This window comes from Microbacterium sp. bgisy207 (genome assembly GCF_057706855.1).
On sequence record NZ_JBYIPB010000004.1, the window covers coordinates 98,210 to 118,190 of the forward strand.

The 19,981-nt window shown below is 66.5% G+C and carries 20 protein-coding genes; 4 read left to right on the top strand and 16 right to left on the bottom strand.

The window, feature by feature from the left end; genetic code table 11:
• Positions 1–83: 83 nt before the first annotated feature.
• Positions 84–392: a DUF2470 domain-containing protein gene (locus AC3ENO_RS04935; protein ID WP_434969512.1), complete on the top strand. Its 309-nt coding sequence runs from the start codon at positions 84–86 to the stop codon at positions 390–392.
• A gap of 82 nt (positions 393–474) precedes the next feature.
• On the top strand, positions 475–1,140 hold the full coding sequence (locus tag AC3ENO_RS04940) for a biliverdin-producing heme oxygenase (RefSeq protein WP_434969514.1): 666 nt from the start codon (positions 475–477) through the stop codon (positions 1,138–1,140).
• Between the two features lie 11 nt (positions 1,141–1,151).
• On the opposite strand, the gene AC3ENO_RS04945 is transcribed toward AC3ENO_RS04940, so the two are convergent.
• Entirely contained in the window at positions 1,152–2,528 is a 1,377-nt protein-coding gene (locus tag AC3ENO_RS04945; RefSeq protein ID WP_434969516.1) for an ATP-dependent DNA helicase, read from the bottom strand.
• 68 nt (positions 2,529–2,596) lie between these two features.
• Here AC3ENO_RS04945 and AC3ENO_RS04950 point away from each other — a divergent pair, with 68 nt between their 5' ends.
• Positions 2,597–3,721: a hypothetical protein gene (locus tag AC3ENO_RS04950; protein WP_434969517.1), complete on the top strand. Its 1,125-nt coding sequence runs from the start codon at positions 2,597–2,599 to the stop codon at positions 3,719–3,721.
• A gap of 12 nt (positions 3,722–3,733) precedes the next feature.
• Here the strand turns inward: AC3ENO_RS04950 and AC3ENO_RS04955 are convergent, their stop codons facing one another.
• The 6 genes from AC3ENO_RS04955 to AC3ENO_RS04980 form a co-directional block, all read right to left on the bottom strand.
• Complete coding sequence (locus AC3ENO_RS04955) at positions 3,734–5,710, bottom strand: bifunctional copper resistance protein CopD/cytochrome c oxidase assembly protein (RefSeq protein WP_434969518.1); 1,977 nt, start codon at positions 5,708–5,710, stop codon at positions 3,734–3,736.
• Between the two features lie 76 nt (positions 5,711–5,786).
• A complete protein-coding gene (locus AC3ENO_RS04960) occupies positions 5,787–6,074 on the bottom strand; it encodes an HU family DNA-binding protein (RefSeq protein WP_195692545.1) in 288 nt (95 codons plus the stop codon).
• 375 nt (positions 6,075–6,449) lie between these two features.
• The gene (rpsN, locus tag AC3ENO_RS04965) at positions 6,450–6,755 is read right to left on the bottom strand and encodes a 30S ribosomal protein S14 (RefSeq protein ID WP_292707051.1); all 306 of its coding nucleotides are present in this window, start codon (positions 6,753–6,755) and stop codon (positions 6,450–6,452) included.
• Between the two features lie 2 nt (positions 6,756–6,757).
• A complete protein-coding gene (rpmG, locus tag AC3ENO_RS04970; protein ID WP_005051772.1) occupies positions 6,758–6,928 on the bottom strand; it encodes a 50S ribosomal protein L33 in 171 nt (56 codons plus the stop codon).
• Entirely contained in the window at positions 6,928–7,164 is a 237-nt protein-coding gene (gene rpmB, locus AC3ENO_RS04975) for a 50S ribosomal protein L28 (protein WP_055987914.1), read from the bottom strand. Before rpmB ends, rpmG begins: the two co-directional genes overlap by 1 nt.
• A gap of 227 nt (positions 7,165–7,391) precedes the next feature.
• Complete coding sequence (locus AC3ENO_RS04980) at positions 7,392–8,471, bottom strand: transaldolase family protein (protein WP_434969519.1); 1,080 nt, start codon at positions 8,469–8,471, stop codon at positions 7,392–7,394.
• Positions 8,472–8,626: 155 nt separating this feature from the next.
• On the opposite strand from AC3ENO_RS04980, the gene AC3ENO_RS04985 reads away from it, so the two are divergent.
• Entirely contained in the window at positions 8,627–9,388 is a 762-nt protein-coding gene (locus AC3ENO_RS04985; protein ID WP_434969520.1) for a GntR family transcriptional regulator, read from the top strand.
• Between the two features lie 73 nt (positions 9,389–9,461).
• Here AC3ENO_RS04985 and AC3ENO_RS04990 read toward each other — a convergent pair whose 3' ends face one another.
• From AC3ENO_RS04990 to AC3ENO_RS05030, 9 genes are all read right to left on the bottom strand, one after another.
• Positions 9,462–10,328: a sugar phosphate isomerase/epimerase family protein gene (locus AC3ENO_RS04990; protein ID WP_434969521.1), complete on the bottom strand. Its 867-nt coding sequence runs from the start codon at positions 10,326–10,328 to the stop codon at positions 9,462–9,464.
• A gap of 28 nt (positions 10,329–10,356) precedes the next feature.
• On the bottom strand, positions 10,357–12,270 hold the full coding sequence (gene iolD / locus AC3ENO_RS04995) for a 3D-(3,5/4)-trihydroxycyclohexane-1,2-dione acylhydrolase (decyclizing) (protein ID WP_434969522.1): 1,914 nt from the start codon (positions 12,268–12,270) through the stop codon (positions 10,357–10,359).
• Complete coding sequence (gene iolB / locus AC3ENO_RS05000) at positions 12,270–13,190, bottom strand: 5-deoxy-glucuronate isomerase (protein ID WP_434969633.1); 921 nt, start codon at positions 13,188–13,190, stop codon at positions 12,270–12,272. The genes iolD and iolB overlap by 1 nt, the downstream gene beginning before the upstream one ends.
• 65 nt (positions 13,191–13,255) lie before the next feature.
• Entirely contained in the window at positions 13,256–14,809 is a 1,554-nt protein-coding gene (locus AC3ENO_RS05005) for a CoA-acylating methylmalonate-semialdehyde dehydrogenase (protein ID WP_434969523.1), read from the bottom strand.
• Between the two features lie 28 nt (positions 14,810–14,837).
• Entirely contained in the window at positions 14,838–15,746 is a 909-nt protein-coding gene (locus AC3ENO_RS05010; RefSeq protein ID WP_434969524.1) for a Cgl0159 family (beta/alpha)8-fold protein, read from the bottom strand.
• The gene (iolC, locus tag AC3ENO_RS05015; protein WP_434969525.1) at positions 15,733–16,704 is read right to left on the bottom strand and encodes a 5-dehydro-2-deoxygluconokinase; all 972 of its coding nucleotides are present in this window, start codon (positions 16,702–16,704) and stop codon (positions 15,733–15,735) included. Before iolC ends, AC3ENO_RS05010 begins: the two co-directional genes overlap by 14 nt.
• Before the next feature lie 122 nt (positions 16,705–16,826).
• Positions 16,827–17,627 carry an ATP-binding cassette domain-containing protein gene (locus AC3ENO_RS05020; RefSeq protein ID WP_434969526.1) on the bottom strand — a complete coding sequence of 267 codons (801 nt, stop codon included), beginning with the start codon at positions 17,625–17,627 and terminating at the stop codon, positions 16,827–16,829.
• 1 nt (position 17,628) lies between these two features.
• Complete coding sequence (locus AC3ENO_RS05025) at positions 17,629–18,729, bottom strand: ABC transporter permease (protein WP_434969527.1); 1,101 nt, start codon at positions 18,727–18,729, stop codon at positions 17,629–17,631.
• Positions 18,730–18,788: 59 nt separating this feature from the next.
• On the bottom strand, positions 18,789–19,850 hold the full coding sequence (locus AC3ENO_RS05030) for a substrate-binding domain-containing protein (RefSeq protein WP_434969528.1): 1,062 nt from the start codon (positions 19,848–19,850) through the stop codon (positions 18,789–18,791).
• Between the last annotated feature and the right edge of the window lie 131 nt (positions 19,851–19,981).

A 19,981-nucleotide genomic window follows, 5' to 3' on the forward strand; every position in this document is an offset into this window, starting at 1 on the left:
CCATACCCAACCCCCGTTGTCCGTGCATCCAGCATTCAAACACATCAACATCACGCGAAGATCACGACGCCTACGCTGTGACCATGACGTATCGCTTCGACGACAGCATCCGTGATGGTGTGCTCGCCCACATGAACGGCGATCACGGCGACGACAACCTACTCATTGCGCGGGCGTTCGGTCCCTCGGATGCCGTGAGTGCCCGGATGTCGGATCTCACCGGCGACGGCGGGGTGTGGAAAGCGGAACTGTCCGACGGTTCCACCGTGGACGTTGCCGTGGCCTGGCCTGGCGGCCAGATCACGCAGCGACCGCAGATCCGGGCCGAGATCGTGAAACTGTACGACACCGCCTGCGACCGGCTGGGGATCACGCCCCGCCCGCACGCCTGACTCGACGCCGCTCATGCCGACGGCGCTCGCCGCGGAAATTCGCCCTTGTAAGGTTCGGCTTACCTGAAGGTACACTGGTGTCATGACTCCCGTGACTCCGTTCTCCACGGCCCTTCGCGAGCGCTCCAGCGGGGCGCACTCGGGCAGCGAGCACGCCGGCTTCATGAGCGACCTCATGAAAGGCGAAGGCACGCGCGAGGACTACATCGCCCTGGTCGCCCAGCACTGGTTCATGTACGACGCGATCGAGCGGGCGGCCGATGTGATGCGCCACGATCCGGTCGCAGCCCCCTTCATCAGCGACAAACTCACCCGCATCCCGGCGCTGGAAGCAGATCTCGAGTTCCTGATCGGCCCCGATTGGCGCGAGCGCATCGCGCCGTTGCCGAGCACCCGGCGCTACGTCGACCGCATCAACGAGGTCGGGACGACATGGGCTGGCGGGTTCGTCGCTCACCACTACACCCGATACCTCGGTGATCTGTCGGGCGGGCAGTTCATCGGCAAGCTCATGGCCCGTCAGTTCGGCTTCGAAACGAACGGGATCGGCTTCTACATCTTCGAGGACATCGCCGATCCCCGCGCGTTCAAGGACGTCTACCGCGAGCAGTTGGATGCCGCGCCCTGGGACGCCCAGGAGCAAGAGCGCGTCATCGACGAGGTGCTGCTGGCCTACCAGTTCAACACTGACGTGTTCATCGATCTCGCCGCCGCCAAAGCGGCCGGGCAGATCCCGGAGATCGCCTGAGCGAGGCGCCGTCAGCCTCCGGCGCGCACCGCGGCCATGAACCGCTGCACGTCCGGGTCGACCTGGATGTCACGAGGCCGCAACGGCCGCGACAGGTAGAGACCCTCGAGCGAGGTCAGACGGCTCAGCGCCACGTACGTTTGCCCGGGCGCGAACGCACCCGACCCGAGGTCGATGATGGCCCGGTCATACGTCTTGCCCTGCGACTTGTGGATCGTGACCGCCCACGCCAAGCGCAGCGGGAACTGGGTGAACTCCGCAACGATCTCGCGCGAGATCGACCGGGTCGACGAGTTGTACGCGTAGCGGAACCTCTCCCACACCGCGGGTTCGACATCCATCTGCTCGCCGTCGACCTCCACCCGCACGGTGCCGCCCGCGATGCGCGTGACTGTTCCGATGGTGCCATTGACCCACCGCGGAGGTTGCCCGAACGTCGAGACATCGTTGCGCAGGAACATCACCTGCGCCCCGACCTTGAGCTGCAGCTGCGCGTCAGCGGGATATGCGGAATCTCCGCGTCCGAAGTCACCACTGATCTCGGCGTGCGCCGTCTGCATGGCCCCGGGGAGCGCCTCCAGATGCGTGCGGTTGATCCGATTGACGATGTCGTTGCGGGTGGCCAGCGTGATGATCGGCGGCTCGTCGGCACCACCGGTGGGCGGCGTGCGGGCACCGGTGTCGTTGAGGACCTGGGCGATGTCGGCGGTGACCCGACCGTGGCGAACGGCACCCAGCATCCGTCGGAACTCGGGATCGGATTGCCGGTGGATCTCGGCGAGCTCGCGGATCTGCAACGCCGCGCCGTAGCGCCCCAGGTCCAGGAGGGACGAGCCCTCCGTTCCCGGGAGCGCGGCATCCGACCCCGCCCACACACGCGCGTCGAAGAACCAGAACGACCGGTAGTGATCGCGGATGTATCGCTGCTCGTCCCCCTGTCGCGGCGGGACCGGAGCGAGTTGGTACGGGTCACCGAACATCACGATCTGCACGCCGCCGAACGGTTCGGCGCGGCGTCCGCGAGCTTGGCGCAGCGAACGATCGATCGCGTCCATGACGTCGGCATTGACCATCGAGATCTCGTCGATCACGAGCGTGTCGATGGCGTTGAGCAGTTTTCGGGTGGCATCCGGATGCTCGAGCTCGGCGTCGGCGATGAGCCCGATGGGCAGCCGCAGGAGCGAGTGGATCGTCTGGCCCTCGACGTTCAGCGCCGCGACCCCGGTCGGCGCGCACACCGCGATCTGCTTGCTCGTGCGGTAGGACAGGTGCTGCAGCAGCGTCGACTTGCCGGTGCCCGCTCGACCCGTCACGAACACGTGGTCGCGCGTGTCCTCGATGAGCCGGAACAGCGCCTCCTGTTCTGCGGAGAGATCGGGCGCCTGCACCGGGCCATGCTACCCAGCACTCGTCGCGGCGGGGCGTCCTCTCAGCGGGTCGTTCCTAGACTGGTCCTGTGAGCACCTCGGGGGAGAGCACGTCGGGCGTTGCTGCCGGCGTGCCCGCGGAGGTGATCGAGGTCCCGGAGGCGACGCCAGTGCGCCGCCGCGGACGGCGCGGTCGTCGCCGGTCACCCACCGGGGACCTGATTCTGCTGTCGATCGTGGGCGTGCTCCTGATCGGCGCGTTTCTGGCGGCGGGCGCCACGCTCTACACGCAGTTCTACAGCGCGTCAGCGTTCGTCGTACGGTACGCGAACCTGCTGGCCGACGGCGACGCGACCCAGGCCCTCGCCCTACCGGGCGTCGCCGTCGATTCGGCCGAGCTGGAGGCCGCGGGCCTTCCCGCCAACGCGTCGGAGGACCTCCTGCGCGCCAGCGCCCTCGGCCCCCTGTCGAACATCCGCGCCATGTCGGAAACCGAGGTCGATGGCACGGTGTCGGTCACCCTGGCGTACACGGCCGGTCGCCACGACGCGACCACGACGTTCTCGGTCGTGCAGGACGGCATGATCGGGATCTTCCCCCGGTGGGAGTTCGCCCAGAGCCCGATCGCGGTGATGGACCTCACCGTGAACGGCTCATCGGAGTTCGCGGTCAACGGGTTCACCGTCGACAAACGCCAAGTGTCGCCCGACGGCGCCGCCGCCGACCTGTCTGCCTCCATTCCCCTCCTCGTCTTCTCACCGGGGATCTACTCGGTCACCGTCGATACACCGATCGCCAGTTCTCCCGGAGTGGCAATGCTCTCCGACGTGCCGTTCGCGAGCGTTCCGGTGACGGTCACGGCGACCGCATCCGACGAGTTCGTGGCGCTCGTGCAGGACAAGGTCGATGCGTTCCTCGAGGAATGCACGCAACAGCAGGTGCTGCAACCCACCGCGTGCCCCTTCGGGTTCGAGCTTTCGGACCGCATCGTGACTCTCCCGACCTGGTCGATCGCGCAAGACCCGACTGTACGTCTCGTCGCTGACGGTGCCGGATGGCGCATCGTCGAGTCCCCCGCCATGGCTCACATCGAGCTTCGCGTGCGTTCCCTCTTCGATGGCAGCGTGAGCGACGTGAGCGTCGACGTCCCGTTCGTCGTCACCGGGACGATCGACATCCTCCCCGACGGAACCGCCTCGATCCTTCTCGGCTGAGGCCGCCGGCGGTCAGCGACCGACGCGCGCGTCACGCTCGGCGAGTTCGGCCAGCCGCGCGTTGTACTCCTCGAGTTCGGCATCCGCCGTGCGATCGGCCTTCCGGTCCTCACGTCGCTGGGCACGCTCGTCGCTGCGGCTCCACTGTATGGCGACGGTGATGGCGAGGATGAGGGTGGGTATCTCGCCGATCGACCATGCGATACCGCCCCCGATGTACTGGTCCTCCAGCGGCGTCGGCCCCCAGGTACGGCCCATCGCACCGAACCACTCCGCGACCATCAGCCCGCTGTTCATCATGATCGCGATACCGAAGAATGCGTGCATCGCCATCACTCCGATGAGCACGAGCAGCCGGAACGGGTACGGGAGCCGGTACGGCACGGGGTCGATACCGATCAGCGACAGCACGAAGAGGTACCCCGTGAGCAGGAAGTGGAAGACCATCCACTCATGCCCCAGGTGGTCGTACAGGGTCCACCGGAACAGGTCGGTGTAGTAGAACAGCCACAGGGAGAGCACGAAGTTCCCGGCGGCGAAGAAGGGGTTGGTGACGACCTTCGCGAAAGGCGTATGGATCGCCCAGAGGATCCACTCCCGACCGCCACGCGTGCCGTCATCGCGCTTGCGGATGGCCCGGAGCGCGAGCGTCACGGGAGCGCCGGCCACGAGCAGGAGCGGGATGCCCATCGTCAGCGCCATGTGTCCGAACATGTGAACGCTGAAGAGGTACTCCTGGTAGACGTTGTGTGCACCATTGGTGACCCATGCCAGCATCGCCAGCCCCGCGAGGAACAGCACCGTGCGATACACCGGCCAGCGATCGCCGCGCGCGCGCAGGCGCCGCACCCCGGCGAGGTAGAAGAACGCCGCGAAAGCGCAGAACAGCGCCCAGAGCAGGTCGACCTCCCATGCAGCGACCCACTGCCACGGCGTCAGCTCTGGCGGCAGGGCCGCACCCGTGAGGAATTCCGCCGGAGTGCGCAGCTCGGGCAACGAGGTGTCGACGGGGGGCGGGGTGCGCGCGAGCGCCACCGCGGCGCCGCTGGCGATCCCCATGAACCCGATCTCGACCAGAATCAGCCACCAGAAGAAGCGTGAGGCTCGACTCTCGCGCAGACGATCGATCAGGCGCAACCGGTACCACGCACCCAGGATCCCCATCGCCACGAGGGCGCCGATCTTGAGCGCGAGGATCGCTCCGTACGGGGAGAGCATCGCCTCCCACGTCACGACGCCGATGACCCCGCGCACGTACCCGGATGCCGCGACGATGACGAACGCGACGATGGCAACCGTCGAGTATCGACGCAGGACTGTCGTCATCCGTTCGACCGGCAGCAGTGGACGGATGACGATCAGCAGCAGCAGGCCCCCCAACCAGAGCGCTGCGCCTTCGATGTGCAGCACCGTTGCCATGACGGCGGCGTTGTGGTTGGCCTCGTCTCCGGAGTGCCCCTGCGTGCCGACCGGAACGAGCGCCGCGATCGCGAGAAGTGCGACGAGGAACGTGCCCGTCCACGAGCGCACCGCGAAGGTGAGCACCGTGAGCAGCGCACCGAACACCGTGGTCAGCAGCCAGGCGCGGCCGAGCTCGGTCTCGGTGAGGAACCGGCCGAACTGGGAGCCGAACTCGGGACCGATCGTCACCTGTGCATTGAACGCGTCGATGAACGTGAGGAACCCGGTGACCCCGGCGGCGACCGTGAAGACGGCAGCCGAGACGGATGCGGTATCCAGCGCCACCCCGAACGGCTTGTCCCCGGCCTTGAGTGCGAACAGTGCGAGGATGAGCGAACCCAGCATCCCCGCCGCCGCAAGGTTGAACACCAGCGTTGTCGTCGGCAGGCCCCACCGGACCACAGGTCCGGCATCGGCGATCACCAGCGGCGCGGCACCGCCGCCGTACGCGAGGGCGGCCACCATGACGGCAGCGGCAACGGTGACGAGCGTCGCCGGGCCGACCGCCCGCAGCAGGCGGGAATCCATTCCTTCAGCCTACGCGCGCGACAAGGGGGACGTCCGCGGACGGACGCCCCCCTTGTCGAGGTGAAGACGATGGGTCTTACTTGGCAGCAGCCTTGAGCTTGGCGCCGGCCGAGACCTTGACGCGCTTGCCCGCGGGAATCTTGATCTCCTCGCCGGTCTGCGGGTTGCGGCCGGTGCGAGCGGAGGTGGCGACCTGCTCGAACGAGACCCAGCCCGGGATCGAGACCTTGCTGCCCTTGGCGACGGCCTCGGCGACAGTGGTGAACAGCGCGTCGACGACGCCCGAAACGGTGGCCTGGCTCTGACCGGTTGCGCTTGCGATGCTCGCGACGAGCTCGGTCTTGGTGATGGACTTTTCAGCCATTGTGGTTGTCCTCCAAGGCGGTGAAGTCCCCGCCCTCGTGCATGGACCGAAAGCTGGTGGCTCTCGGCTGGTCTCTTGCCGACCGACCTCGAATATACCCACGAACCCCGGAATTCCGCGGATTTCCCCGCCATCGGCATCCGTTTCGCGGCGTGTCGCGTCACGGGAGTGACGGGTGTGACTGACGTGACTGCCGGCCCGCCCGTTGGCACCCTCCGCAACCTGCTGCTGCTCGAGACTGCAACGTGCCCGCGAAACCGGTGAATACCGGCGACGTCTCGCGGGCACGTTGCAGTCTCGCCGGAATTCGGGGCGGGGAACGCGAAAGACCCGACATCCGTGAGGATGCCGGGTCTATCGCGTTCGCGGGCTGGCTTACCAGCTCGACTTGGTCACGCCGGGCAGCTCGCCACGGTGGGCCATGTCGCGGAAGCGCACACGCGAGATGCCGAACTTCGTCAGCACGCCGCGGGGGCGACCGTCGATCGCGTCACGGCTGCGCAGCCGCACCGGCGACGCGTTGCGGGGAAGCTTCTGCAGGCCGACACGGGCGGCTTCGCGCTGCTCATCGGTCGCGTTGGGGTCCACGAGCTGCTTCTTGAGCTCGAGGCGCTTGGCTGCGTAACGGTCGACGACCGCCTGGCGCTGCTGGTTGCGGGCGATCTTGCTCTTCTTGGCCATGATCAGCGCTCCTCTCGGAATTCGACGTGCTTGCGGATGACCGGGTCGTACTTCTTCAGCACGATGCGGTCGGGGTTGTTGCGGCGGTTCTTGCGCGTCACGTAGGTGTACCCCGTGCCGGCGGTCGAGCGCAGCTTGATGATCGGACGGACGTCCTGAGCCTTCTTCGCCATTAGAGCTTCACACCCTTCGCGATGAGGTCCTTCACGACCGACTCGATGCCACGGGCGTCGATCACCTTGATGCCCTTAGCGGACACATTGAGGGTGATCTTCCGGCCGAGCGAGGGCACGAAATAGGTCTTCTTCTGCACGTTCGGGTCGAAGCGGCGCTTCGTCCGGCGGTGCGAGTGCGAGATGTTGTGACCGAAGCCGGGAACCGCTCCAGTCACCTGGCACACTGCAGCCATGGTGATGTCTCCTTCTATACCGTGAGGCCGGACGGCCCCACCCAAGATCCCTTGTCTGCATCTCGTTCCATACGTCGACACCGCCCGGAACACCGGCCGTTGAGCGAACGAAGGGAGACGAAACGCGAACTGCGTGCTGGAGTGCGCGCAGACAAAGATTCAGTTTAGCACGGCGCCGCCCCCAGCCCGTCGGTGCGGGGTCGGGGGCGGCGTGATCGACGTGCGGGTCAGACCGGCGGCAGAAGGATGTCGCGCACGATGTGGTCGAGCTGCTCGTCGGCGTCCAGGAACTGCCGCAGTGTGCGCACCGTCGCCCCGAACGTGTCGAACTCCTCCGGGGTCATCCCATCGACCTCGTAGGCGCGGACGAACTCGGGCACCTGAGCGATGAGGGTTTCGATGATCTGAGGGTCGACCGGAACCGAGATGCGGTCCTCCGCGTAGATCCCGTTCTCGTTGATGCGAGCTTGCCAGTCGAACGGCGGCGAGACGACGAGATCACCGCCCTGTAGCTCGGACCAATGCATGTGGTTGCGGAATGCCGCCGAGAGGACCCGCGACCGGAACCCGCGCTCCTGGAAGACCGCATACGCCTTCTTGAGCGCTGCGACGCCGGCCCACTCGAGGTATCCGGGATCCACGAGGATCCGGTTCTTCTGGGTCCAGGCCTTGAGCCAGTCATCCAGGCGTCCACCCATGATCGTGACGACAGACCCGAATTCACGCTCGGGCAGACCCTCGGCTGCGCGACGGTCGAGTCCGCGTTCGATCGCCTCTGCAGCGGCGACTGCCTGCGGCACCGTGAAGGACACGGTGACGTTGATGCTCACGCCTCGATAGGTCGCCTCCTCGATCGCCCGCAGGCCCACGGAGGTCGCCGGGATCTTGACGATGATGTTCTCGGCGAGCGAGCTGAAATGGACGGCCTGAGCGACCAGGGCGTCCGCGTCTCGGTGGAGGCGAGGGTCGGTCTGGATCGACAGGCGGCCGTTGCGACCCCCGCTGGCATCGAACGCCGGCTTCAAGAGTGCGGCCGCGTGGATCGACAGCTCCTCGACGACCTTCCACCCCAGCTCCGACTCGGATGCCGTCGGGTACTCGCGCGCAAGCTCGGCAATGCGCGGAGCCCACTTGGGAAGATCGGCCTTCACTGCGGCGAGCGCGATCACCGGGTTGCACGTCGCCCCGACGGCGCCGAAATCGATCGACTGCTCGAGCTCGCGAGGATCGGCGGAGTCGTTCCACAGCACGGTGACGAACTGCTCCGTTGCAGCGCGAAGTGGCAGGTTGTCGGTGGTCACGGTCATCGTGTCCTCCCAAAGGTCGGAATGTAAGGACATACCGATGTTAGTCGCTCAGGATACCTGGAGGGAAGACCCAGATGACGAGACACCTGCTGACAAAGCGGCCCTCGTGTACAGTTGTGCAGACAAACTGATGTCAGCGTTGATCCGGAGTGTCCATGCCCCAGGCCGAGCATCCGCTTCCCCAGGACTTCTTCCTCGATCTGGATCGATCCAGTCCGATTCCGCTGTACTTCCAGATTGCCACCAAGCTTGAGGCGGCGATCTCCGACGGAACGTTGCCCGCCGGGGCGCGTTTAGAGAACGAGATCTCTCTCGGTCAGCGGTTCGGACTCTCACGGCCGACCATGCGCCGCGCCATCCAGGAGCTCGTCGACAAAGGACTGCTCGTTCGTCGCCGGGGCATCGGGACGCAGGTCGTGCACGGACAGGTCACCCGCAACGTCGAGTTGACGAGCCTCTACGAGGATCTTGCCCGCAGCGGGCAGAAACCGCTGACGCGGCTCATCCGCTATGAGCTCGGCGAAGCGGACGAACAGCTCGCCGCCGTGCTCGGGGTGCCGGTCGGCGACCGCGTCCTGCACGTGACGCGGCTTCGGCTTGCCGACGGTGTGCCGCTGGCCGTCATGGACAACACCCTCCCGCGCGAATTCAGTGACATCACGGCCGAGGACCTGGAGAAGCACGGTCTGTATCAGCTCTTGCGCACTCGGGGTGTCACGATCCGTGTGGCCAAGCAGCGCATCGGCGCACGAGCCGCGACGGCCAAGGAGAGCGAGCTTCTGCAGGTGCCCCGTCACGGCGCCCTCCTGACGATGGCACGGACGGCCTTCGACAGCTCCGGCCGCGCCGTCGAGCACGGCGAGCACTGCTACTCCCCCGATCTCTACTCATTCGAGATCACCCTCGTCGATCGCTGAGAACCAGGGCCCGCACAGACCGAAGCGGCCCGCGCACACGCACGGACCGCCTCTGCTGTGGATACGTCGCGGATCAGCCGATGAGTTCGCGCAGCTTTGCCAGCTGGAAGGCCGACACCTCGTCGGCGCGCTCGTCCTCTGCGAAGACGTTGGACACGATGAGCGCGTCCTCACGATCGAGATAGCCGATCGCCCGAAGGGTGTCGAACAGCTCGGTCCAGTCGACGTCTCCGTCCCCGATGGCCAGGTGCTGATGCACGCGGGCCGCGTTGCCGGGCGGGTTCGAGATGTAGCGCAGGCCGTGCGAGCGGGTGTGGTCGAAGGTGTCCGCCGTGTACACAGCGCCCAGCCGGTCGCCGATCTCGGGAAGGAGAGTCGCGGCGCGATCGCCGTAGTGGAAGGTGTGGGACGCCACATACACGAACCCGACGGCCGACGAGTTGAGCCCGCGCAGCACACGCCAGGCCTCGAGGCCGTCCTCGACGAAGTCGTCCGGGTGGGGATCGATGTTCAGACGCAGACCCTCTGACTCGATGACCGGAAGGAGCTCCTCCATCGACCGGTAGAAGGCGGCCTCCGACTCCTCCGAGCGCTCGGGCCGGCCGGAGAACTCCGTGTTGATCACGGGGATCTCCAGCTCCACGGCGAGCTGGATCATGCGTCGGAAGTTGCGGACCGCGGCCTCGCGCTGCGGCTCGTCCGGCCACGAGATCCGCTGCACGGGGAGGATGGCGGGAATCGCCACCCCAGCGTCGGACGCCGCCTTCTTCAGCTTCGCCACCAGCGCGTCATCGGCCTTGGGGTACCGGAAGAACGGCGTGAAGTCGACATGCGGAGTGAGCTGCAGGAACTCGTAGCCGAGTCGAGCTGCGACCTCGGGGAACTCGAGCAGACCGAAGTCGTGATGGTAGGGCGTGGGGTCGAGCGCAATGCGGACCATGTGTCTCTCGTCTCTTTCGTTGAATCCGTCAGCCGAGGAGCGGCTTCTGGTGCGCCTGCTGCTCGAGGTACTCGGCGCGCGCCGACTGCGTGGCGGCCAGCGTCGAGACCTCGGGGACCGGAACGTCCCACCAGCCGGCGCCGTCGGGCGCGTAGATGAGGGGATCGCTGTTGATGTGGATGAAGGTCGACCGGTCGGATGCCTTCGCCGTCGCCATCGCGGCCGCGAGGTCGTCGATCGCCGACGGACCGGGCTCGATCTCGATGACATCGAGCCCGTAGCTACGCGCATTCATGGCGAGATCGACCGGGAGGATCTGGTCGCCCTGGAAATTGCGGGCAGTCTCGTCGTAGGTGCGGTACCAGGTTCCGAAGCGCTCCGACCCGACGGTCTCCGACAGATGACCGATCGAGGCGTATCCGTGGTTCTGAATGAGCACGACGATGAGCTTGATGCCCTCTGCGACGGCAGTGACCAGCTCGGTGCTGAGCATGAGATACGAGCCGTCTCCGACCATGACGATCACATCGCGGTCATCACCGTCGGCGAGCAGGCCGCGCTTGGCCCCCAGCCCGCCGGCGATCTCGTAGCCCATGCAGGAGTACGCGTATTCGACGTGGTATCCCAGCGGATCGCGCACACGCCAGAGCTTGTGCAGATCCCCCGGGAGAGATCCAGCGGCCTGGACGATGACATCTTCGGGAGCACTCGCCGCCTGCACGGCGCCGATGATCTCCGGCTGGCCCGGCAGCGCCAACCCCGAGGGGGCGAATGCGTCGTCGACGAGCGCATCCCACTGCGCCTTGTGCGCAGCGATGGTCTGTGCGTAGTCCGCGGAGACCTCGAAGCCTTCGAGTTCGATGATCAGCTCGGCGAGCGCTTCGCGGGCATCCGCGATCACCGGCAGCTGTGAGCCGTGCTTGTAGGCGTCGAAGGAGGCGACATTGATGTTCACGAAAACGACGTCCGGGTTCTGGAACGCGGTGCGCGATGCGGTCGTGAAGTCGCTGTACCGGGTCCCGATGCCGATGATGACGTCGGCTTCGGCCGCCAGCCTGTTGGCCGCGAGGGTGCCGGTCGCGCCGACACCGCCGAGGTACTGCGGGTGGTCCCAGTCGAGCACTCCGCCGCCGGCCTGCGAGGTGCCCACGGGAATCCCGGTCGACTCGACGAGCTCTCGCAGCTGGTCCTCGGCGCTCGAGTAGAGCACACCGCCGCCCGCGACGATGAAGGGCTTGCGCGCCGCTCTGATCGCCGCGACCGCGCGGGCGAGGGCCGCGCGCTCGGGCAGGGGGCGACGGATGTGCCATTCGCGGTCCTGCAGGAATTCCACGGGAACGTCCATGGCCTCGGCCTGGACGTCTTCGGGAAGGGCAATGGTCACGGCACCGGTCTCCGCCGGGTCGGTCAGAACGCGCATCGCGTTGAGGGCGATCGAGAAGAGCTGCTCCGGACGCTGCACCCGGTCGAAGAACTTCGAGAGGGGTCGGAACGCATCGTTCACGGTCAGACCGATGTCCCAGGGCTGCTCCAGCTGCTGGAGGACGGGGTCGGCGACGCGCGTTGCGAAGGTGTCGCTGGGCAACAGCAGCGCGGGAAGTCGGTTGGTCGTCGCCAGGGCCGCACCGGTGAGGAGGTTGGTCGCGCCGGGACCGACGGATGCGGCAGACGCGAAGGTTCCGCGACGTCGGTGCATACGGGCATAGCCGACGGACTGGTGGACCATGGCCTGCTCGTTGCGCGCCTGGTAGTAGGGCATGAGGTCGGGCTGCTCGACGTTGGCCTGCTTGAGCGCCTGGCCAATTCCCGCCACGTTCCCGTGGCCGAAGATTCCGAACATCCCCGGGATGGTCCGCTCGCGGATGTCACCGTCGACCGTCCATTGGTGGCCCAGGAACTCGACGAGCGCCTGGCTGACCGTCATCCGTCGTGTGGCACCCATCAGTGCTGCTCCTTCGAGTCGGTGGTGTAGGGAAGTCGGTCATCGACGTCCTGGGTCTCCCAGGTGTCCCGGACCCACGCGTGCGCGGGGTCGTCGCTGATGAGCCAGATCCGTTCCTCATCGGGCCCGGCCATCACATTGAGGTAGTAGAGGTCGTAGCCGGGGGCCGCAACGGCCGGCCCGTGGTAGCCGTAGGGGACGAGGGCGACATCGCCGGTTCGCACCATCGCATTGATGTCGATGTCACCCGCGGGTGAGGAGTACGTGCTGAACAGGCCGAAGGAGGCATCCGTGTCCGCCGTGATCGCGCTGCCGCGGGTCGGCGCCGTTTCGAAGTAGTAGATCTCCTCGAGGCGCGACTCGTGACCCGGGTCGTGTTCATCGTGCTTGTGCGGCGGATAGGACGACCAGTTGTCGGCGGGGGTGATGACTTCGCAGACGATCAGGCGCGCGGCATCCAGTGCCTGCGGGGTGCCGAAGTTGTGCACCTGCCGGCTCGATGCCCCGGCGCCGCGGAGCTCGACCGGGGTGTCGGATGCCGGGATGTAGCGCATGGGGCGGCGATCGGCGGTCGGCGAGGTCGCGATCGCCACGCGCCCCTGGCCCCGGAGGGATCCGCTCGTTCCTGCGCCGAGGTAGAGCACGTCGGTGGGGCCGTCGAAGACCGATGCGCGGCCCGCGAGGGTCGTCGTCGTCGAACCCTCGTCATCGCGGTGCGTGACCTCGAAAGACCCCGACAGCGGAACCACGATGCGCTCGACGTCGAGCTCGGTCAGCGCGAGCTCGACTCCATCCGCCAGCTCGGCCACACGCAACCCGGTGTGTGCCCACCCCGGGGTGGATCTGTCGACGACGCTCTCCCAGCCGTCGCGGGCAAGCTGTCCCCGCCGGTGGAACCAGCGCTGGTCGGTGGCGCTCATCATCGTGCCTTCTCGAAGAGGGACGCCGCAGCCCGGTCTGTCAGCGGGCCGCGGCGTCCGGTCGGTCAGTTGTTCTGCGGGAACCCGAGGTTGATGCCGCCGTGGGTCGCCGGGTCCAGCCAGCGGCTCGTGATCGCCTTCTCACGCGTGAAGAAGTCGAAACCATGCACGCCGTACGCCTTCGCGTCACCGAACAGGGATGCCTTCCACCCGCCGAACGAGTGGTAAGCCACGGGGACGGGGATCGGGACGTTGATGCCGATCATCCCCACCTGGACCTCGTTCTGGAACCGGCGTGCGGCGCCTCCGTCGTTCGTGAAGATCGCAGTTCCGTTGCCGAACGCGCCGGAGTTGATGAGTTCGACGCCTTCCTGGTAGCTCTCCACCCGGACGATCTCGAGCACGGGCCCGAAGATCTCCTCCTGGTAGGCACGCGAGGTCGTGGGGATCTTGTCGATCAGGGTCGGACCGAACCAGAAGCCGTCCTCGTGACCGTCGACCGTGAATCCGCGACCGTCGACGACGATCGTCGCGCCGTCGGCCTCGGCGATGTCGACATACGAGGAGACCTTGTCACGGTGCACTCCGGTGATGAGGGGACCCATGTCCGGCTCTCCGTTCGCGCCGCCGGCACCGTTGCCGATGCGCAGGCGCCCGATCCGCTCGGCGATCTTCTCGATGAGCTCATCGGCGATCGGCTCCACGGCGAGCACGACCGAGATCGCCATGCAGCGCTCACCGGCGGCGCCGTACCCGGCGTTGATGGCCTGGTCGGCGACGAGATCGAGGTCGGCATCCGGAAGCACGAGCATGTGGTTCTTCGCACCACCCAGAGCCTGCACCCGCTTGCCGTTGCGTGCGGCGGTCTCGTAGATGTACTGAGCGATCGGGGTCGAGCCGACGAACGAGATCGACTGCACCACCGGGCTGTTCAGGAGCCCGTCGACGGCGAGCTTGTCACCCTGCAGGACGGTGAAGACGCCGTCGGGGAGCCCGGCTTCCTTCCACAGCTGCGCAAGCCACAGCGATGCGGAGGGGTCCTTCTCGCTGGGCTTGACGACCACCGAGTTGCCGGCGGCGATCGCGATGGGGAAGAACCACATCGGCACCATCGCGGGGAAGTTGAACGGGGAGATGATCCCCACAACGCCCAGGGGCTGCTTGAGCGAGTAGACGTCGATGCCCGTGGAGGCGTTCTCGGAGTAGGCGCCCTTGATCAGGTGGGGGAAGCCCGTGGCGAGTTCGACGACTTCCTGACCGCGCAGGATCTCGCCCATCGCGTCCGAGAGCACCTTGCCGTGCTCCGCGGTGATGATGGCGGCCAGCTCGGTCTTGCGGGCGTTCAGCAGCTCACGGAAGGCGAACAGCACGGTCTGGCGCTTGGCGATCGAGTACGAGCTCCACAGCTCGAAACCGCGCTGCGCGGAGGCGATCGCCTCGTCGATCTCGGCCTGGTCGGCCAGCGCGACCCGCGCGCTCTCGCGGCCGGTCGCCGGGTTGAACACCGGGGCGGTGCGCCCGCTGCCCGATTCGCGGATTGCACCGTCGATCCAGTGCGAGAGCACGGGCAGTGTGCCCGCGGATGCGTCTGCAGCCGGGGCTTCCGTAACGTTGGTCATGATGATTCCTTCGCTTGTCGAGGTCTGATCAGTTGCCGTGGACCAGTGCGGCCGCGGCATCGACCGCGGCGGTCACGTCGCCATCGGCCGGGTAGAGCAAGGTGCGTCCGACGACGAGGCCGTGCACCCCCGGCAGGGCGAGGGCACGCGACCACGCGGCGAACGTCTCGTGAGGTTCGCTCCCATTGTCTCCGCCGAGGAGCAGGGTGGGGAGGGTGGCGGCTTCCATCACGCGCTCCATCTCCGCCACGACGGGGAGCTTGAGCCAGCTGTAGGCCGAAGTACCGCCCAGGCCGGACGCGATCGCCACCGAAGTGATGACCGCTTCGGTGGACAGGTCGTTGACGATCCGGTCCCCGTCCCACTCGCTCATGAACGGTTCGAGCATGATCGGCAGCTCGGCCCGTGCGGCTGCGGTGACCGCACGCGCGGTCTCTTCCAGCGTGTTGGCCGTTCCGGGGTCTTTCAGGTTGATGCGGACGAGGAGCTTCGCGGCATCCAACCCTGCGGCGCGCATCGAATCCACGTCGTACCCGGTGTACCGGTCGTCCATCTCGAAGACGGCCCCGCGCAGGCCGCCCCGGTTCATCGATCCGACCGCGACCTTGCCCTCGAGCAGCCCGAGGATCGCGAGGTCCTCGATGATGTCCGGGGTTCCGAGTACGCCGTCCACCCCGGGACGGGAGAGGGCGATGGCGAGGCGACGGAGCAGATCGTAGCGGTTGGCCATGGCCATGCCGTTGCGTCCCACCCCGAGCGCGCCGCGGGCGGGGTGATCGGCGGCGATGATGAACAGCCGCCCGTCGCCCGTGACGAGCCGACGGCGAGACCGCTCAGCCATCAGCATGGGGATCGCGGCCGGCTGCGAATGCCGAATGCTGCGGAGTCGATCAAGCGCCTCCGCGGGCAGCGTATCGAGGGTTTCAGAGAGCGACATGCGACACCTCCGCGAGGACTGCTTCGACTTCATCGGAGGTCGGCATGGCCGTGGAGCATTCGCGCCGGGTGGCGACGATCGCACCCGCGATGTTCGCGAAGCGGATCACGCGCTCCAGCGACCAGTCTTGGAGGAGGCCGTAGCAGAGCGCTCCACCGAAGCCGTCGCCGGCGCCGAGGCCGTTGACGACCTCGACGGGGTAGGGCTCAACCTCGACGCTCTCCGATCGGGTCTTGGCGAGCACACCACGCGGGCCCTGCTTGACGACAGCCAGCTCGACGCCTCGTTCGAGCAGCGCATCGGCTGCGCGGTGCGGGTCGGTCTCTCCGACGGCGACTTCGCACTCCTCACGGTTGCCCACGGCGACGGTCACCTTGCCGAGCGCTTTCTCGACTTCGCGCGTGGCTGCCTCGGCCGACGGCCAGAACATCGGGCGGAAGTCGAGATCGAGGATGGTCAGCGGCGCCCGGCCGCGCGCCGCCCAGGCGGTGTGGTGTGCCGTTCGGCTGGGATCCTTGGACAGGCCGGTCACCGTCGCCCAGAAGACCTTCGCCCGACTGATCGCGTCGAGGTCGAGGTTGTCGTTGGTGAGCACGAGGTCCGGCGCGATCGGCGTCCGGTAGAAGTAGAGCGGAAAGTTGTCGGGCGGGAAGATCTCGCAGAACGTCACCGGAGTGTTGAGGTCGGGCACTGTGGCCACGAACCGGTCATCCACCCCGAGCCGCGTGAGCTCACGGTGTGCGAAGCGTCCGAACGGGTCATCGCCGGTGGCCGTGATCACCGCCGTTCGCAGCCCGTGGCGGGCCGCGGCGATCGCGACGTTGGTCGCGCTGCCACCGAGGTACTTGCCGAACGTCTCGACATCCTCGAGTCCCACTCCGTCTTGAAGAGGGTAGACATCGATACCGATCCGGCCGATCGTCACGACGTCGAAGCGGCTATCGGGCGTCGTCGCCATTGCTCGCTCTTCTCTCTCTCTGAAGGACTTTGTCCTGTCATACGAACATTATAGGGGAAGGTGCGGCGAAAGAGAAGAGGGGCGGGATCGCATCAGCGCGTCCCCACCCCCCTTTCAACCACTTATCTCGTGCGGATGGGGCCGGTCAGCTCGGCCAGCTCCGCCTCGAGTTCGGCCATGGCCTCGCCACCGGCCATGAGGTCGGTGATCTGCTCACGCGTGCGTTCGCCCTTTCGGAAGTCGTCGGCCTTCTTCCCGTGGATGAGCACGGCGAAGCGGTCCCCGACGGCCATCGCGTGAGTGACGTTGTGCGTGACGAAAACGACCGCGATGCCCTGTGCCCGCGCGTGCATGATCAGGCGCAGCACGTGGGTGGACTGCTTGACGCCGAGAGCCGAGGTCGGCTCGTCGAGGATCAGGACGCGAGCACCGAAATACACGGCGCGGGCGATGGCCAGCGACTGGCGCTCACCACCCGAGAGGCTCCCCGCGAGTCGGTTGCCATCGGTGACCCGGGTGATGCCGAGCTTCTGCAGCTCAGCGACGGAAACCTCGTTCGCCGTCTTCTTGTCGAAGCGGCGGAAGGGCCAGAAGCCCTTCGTGGGCTCGCGGCCGACGAAGAAGTTCCGAGAAACCGACATCAGCGGAAATGTGCCGCCGTACTGGTGGACCGTCGCGACGCCGAGCGCGCTGGCGTCCTTCGGGCTGTTGAAGGTCGTCACCGCGCCATCGACCGCGACAGTTCCCGACGAAGGCTTGTGGACCCCCGAGAGGACCTTGATGAGGGTCGACTTGCCGGCGCCGTTGTCGCCCAGGAGGCAAAGCACCTCACCGGGATTCACTTCCAGCGAGATCCCCGCGAGCGCGGTGTTGGTGCCGAAGCTCTTGGTGACTTGACTGAGTTGCAGAATCGGAGCGGACACGTCACTTCCCCTTCTTCGTAGATGGCTTACTTGCTCCACCGGTGAGAGCGAGCTTTCTGAACGTGTTGTTCATGAGAACCGCGGCCAGCAGCAGGATGCCGAGGATGAGTGCGGCCCAGTCCGAGTTCCAGCCGGTGTAGTAGATGCCCTGGTTGACGATTGCGAAGGTCAGCGTTCCGAGGATCACGCCGATGACCGAACCGTATCCGCCGGTCAGGAGCACACCACCGACGACGACCGCGATCACCGAGTTGAACACGAACGACTGGCCGACGCCCGTCTGCGCACCGTTGTACAGGGATGTCTGGATGATCCCGACCAGGCTCGCACCAACCGAGGTGCTGATGAACAGACCGATCTTGACCTTATTGACGGGGATTCCCGATGCACGCGCACTCTGGGTGTCACCGCCGGTGGCGAAGATCCAGTTTCCGTACTTCGTCATCTGAAGGATCCACGCGACAACCAACGCGATCACGATGGCCCAGATGATTGCCACCTCGAACTGACCACCGATGAGCGCGCCGAAAACCGCCTTGAAGAAGGGATCGACATCCAGAGGGATGCTCGTGCTGCCGGTCAGGAGGCGCGCAATGCCCAGCGTGAGGCCGGCCAGAGCGAACTGCATGGCGAGCGTCACGATGAAAGAGGGGACGTTCGTCCGGGTGACGATGTACCCGTTCACGAAGCCGACGAGCACGCCGAGCGCGAGTGCGGCGATGACGCCGACCCACATCGGGGCGCCGCCGGCACCCGAAACGAGCGCCAACGTCACGGAGCTTCCGGCGACGACGGATCCGACGGACAGGTCGAACTCGCCGGAGATCATCAGCAGGCCGACGGGGAGCGCGATGATCGCCAGCTCCGCCGCGATGTTGAGCCAGCTCGCGGTTCCACCCAGGCTGAGGAACTGCGCACCACCGAAGATCGCGAAGAAGACGAAGACGAGCGCGGTTCCGACGAAAGCACCGGTTTCCGGGCGATGCGTCAGGGACCGCCAGCTGAAGGTGCTCCGGTGGACAGCGACGGGCTGGCTGGGGACGGTCCCGGTCGGGGGCCGGGTGATGGTTCCCGAGTCGTCGGGATTCACGCGAGTGGTCATCGTTCGTTCCTCTTCAGTGAGTGAACGGTGGGTGCCGGCGTACCGGCACCCACCTGGGTTCAGCGGACTCCGAGTTCGACGCCCTTGAGCACGACGTCGATGTTGTCCTGGGTGATCAGTGCCGGCCCGGTGAGCAGCGGGCTGACGGGGAGGTAGATCCCGTACGCGGCCTGCTGGAATGCGGCAGAGGTCGCGTAGTAGCCCTGTGCGTAGGGCTGCTGGTCAATCGCGAAGGCCTGTGTGCCCTCCGCGATCCTGTCCAGGCTCGCTTCCGACACGTCGAAGGTGCCGAGAAGGACGGTCTCGGTGGCGCCGGCCTGCTCGATGGCGAGGGCTGCGCTGTCAGCGTCAGTCGTGCCGATCGTGATCACGGCGTCGATCGTCGGGTCGCTCAGGAGCGCACCCTTGATCGCCTGCGTGACGGCAGACGGGTCGCCGAACTGGGAGTCAGGCAGGTTCAGCGCCGAAGCGGCTGCACCCTTGGCAGTCGCGCCTTCGATGACACCGGCACAGCGGGCCTCGGAGTTCACCTTGCCGGGCAGAGTGTTGACACACAGCACGTTCTTCGCGCCGTCCTCAGCGAAGGCTTCGCCGCCGGCGACTCCAGCGACCGAGTCGTCAGAACCGATGTAGATTCCGGCACCGACATCGTCGATCGTGCCCTGCCCGGAGTTGTAGATGATGACCGGGATGCCCGCGTCGGAGATGGCCTTGATGTTCTCGTTCTGGGCGTCGGGGGACCAGTTCGGGATGACGACGGCGCTGGGCTCCATCGACTTCATCGTTGCCACCAGCTTCGCCGCGTCGGCGTCGAAGTTGTCGTAGTTCGGCATGGAGACGAACTCGACGGTTCCACCGCCGAACTCGACCGCTGCAGCAGCGGCTTCTGCTCCACGCTTCACCGTGGACCAGAACGGGTCATCCGGTGCGCCGCCCATGACGACGACCTTGACACCGTTCGAGGCCCCGCCACCGTCGGCGTTGGTCTCGGTGGGCGACGGAGTGCCGCCTCCGGTGCAGCCTGCGAGGCCGAGCCCCACGACAGCGATGACCGCCACAACGGCGCCAATACGAGCGCGCTTCGGGCGAGGCGCGAAAGAATCGAGCAGCGAGGACTTCATCCCGCGACTCCCTTCATTGTTGAGCCGCGAACGTCGCGGCGGATCGGCTTTGATCACCGTCATCGTGCAGTATGTCAATACATACGGACAACCGCTTGTCTGTTCCGTTACCTTATCGTTACGTTTCAGAA

Bases quoted from the DNA above. Each gene is read 5' to 3' on its own strand.
- AC3ENO_RS04935 (WP_434969512.1), top strand. From the start codon at position 84: ATGACGTATCGCTTCGACGACAGCATCCGTGATGGTGTGCTCGCCCAC.
- AC3ENO_RS04940 (WP_434969514.1), top strand. From the start codon at position 475: ATGACTCCCGTGACTCCGTTCTCCACGGCCCTTCGCGAGCGCTCCAGC.
- AC3ENO_RS04955 (WP_434969518.1), bottom strand. From the start codon at position 5,710: ATGGATTCCCGCCTGCTGCGGGCGGTCGGCCCGGCGACGCTCGTCACC.
- AC3ENO_RS04960 (WP_195692545.1), bottom strand. From the start codon at position 6,074: ATGGCTGAAAAGTCCATCACCAAGACCGAGCTCGTCGCGAGCATCGCA.
- rpsN (WP_292707051.1), bottom strand. From the start codon at position 6,755: ATGGCCAAGAAGAGCAAGATCGCCCGCAACCAGCAGCGCCAGGCGGTC.
- rpmG (WP_005051772.1), bottom strand. From the start codon at position 6,928: ATGGCGAAGAAGGCTCAGGACGTCCGTCCGATCATCAAGCTGCGCTCG.
- rpmB (WP_055987914.1), bottom strand. From the start codon at position 7,164: ATGGCTGCAGTGTGCCAGGTGACTGGAGCGGTTCCCGGCTTCGGTCAC.
- AC3ENO_RS04980 (WP_434969519.1), bottom strand. From the start codon at position 8,471: ATGACCGTGACCACCGACAACCTGCCACTTCGCGCTGCAACGGAGCAG.
- AC3ENO_RS04985 (WP_434969520.1), top strand. From the start codon at position 8,627: ATGCCCCAGGCCGAGCATCCGCTTCCCCAGGACTTCTTCCTCGATCTG.
- AC3ENO_RS04990 (WP_434969521.1), bottom strand. From the start codon at position 10,328: ATGGTCCGCATTGCGCTCGACCCCACGCCCTACCATCACGACTTCGGT.
- iolD (WP_434969522.1), bottom strand. From the start codon at position 12,270: ATGGGTGCCACACGACGGATGACGGTCAGCCAGGCGCTCGTCGAGTTC.
- iolB (WP_434969633.1), bottom strand. From the start codon at position 13,190: ATGAGCGCCACCGACCAGCGCTGGTTCCACCGGCGGGGACAGCTTGCC.
- AC3ENO_RS05005 (WP_434969523.1), bottom strand. From the start codon at position 14,809: ATGACCAACGTTACGGAAGCCCCGGCTGCAGACGCATCCGCGGGCACA.
- AC3ENO_RS05010 (WP_434969524.1), bottom strand. From the start codon at position 15,746: ATGTCGCTCTCTGAAACCCTCGATACGCTGCCCGCGGAGGCGCTTGAT.
- iolC (WP_434969525.1), bottom strand. From the start codon at position 16,704: ATGGCGACGACGCCCGATAGCCGCTTCGACGTCGTGACGATCGGCCGG.
- AC3ENO_RS05025 (WP_434969527.1), bottom strand. From the start codon at position 18,729: ATGACCACTCGCGTGAATCCCGACGACTCGGGAACCATCACCCGGCCC.
- AC3ENO_RS05030 (WP_434969528.1), bottom strand. From the start codon at position 19,850: ATGAAGTCCTCGCTGCTCGATTCTTTCGCGCCTCGCCCGAAGCGCGCT.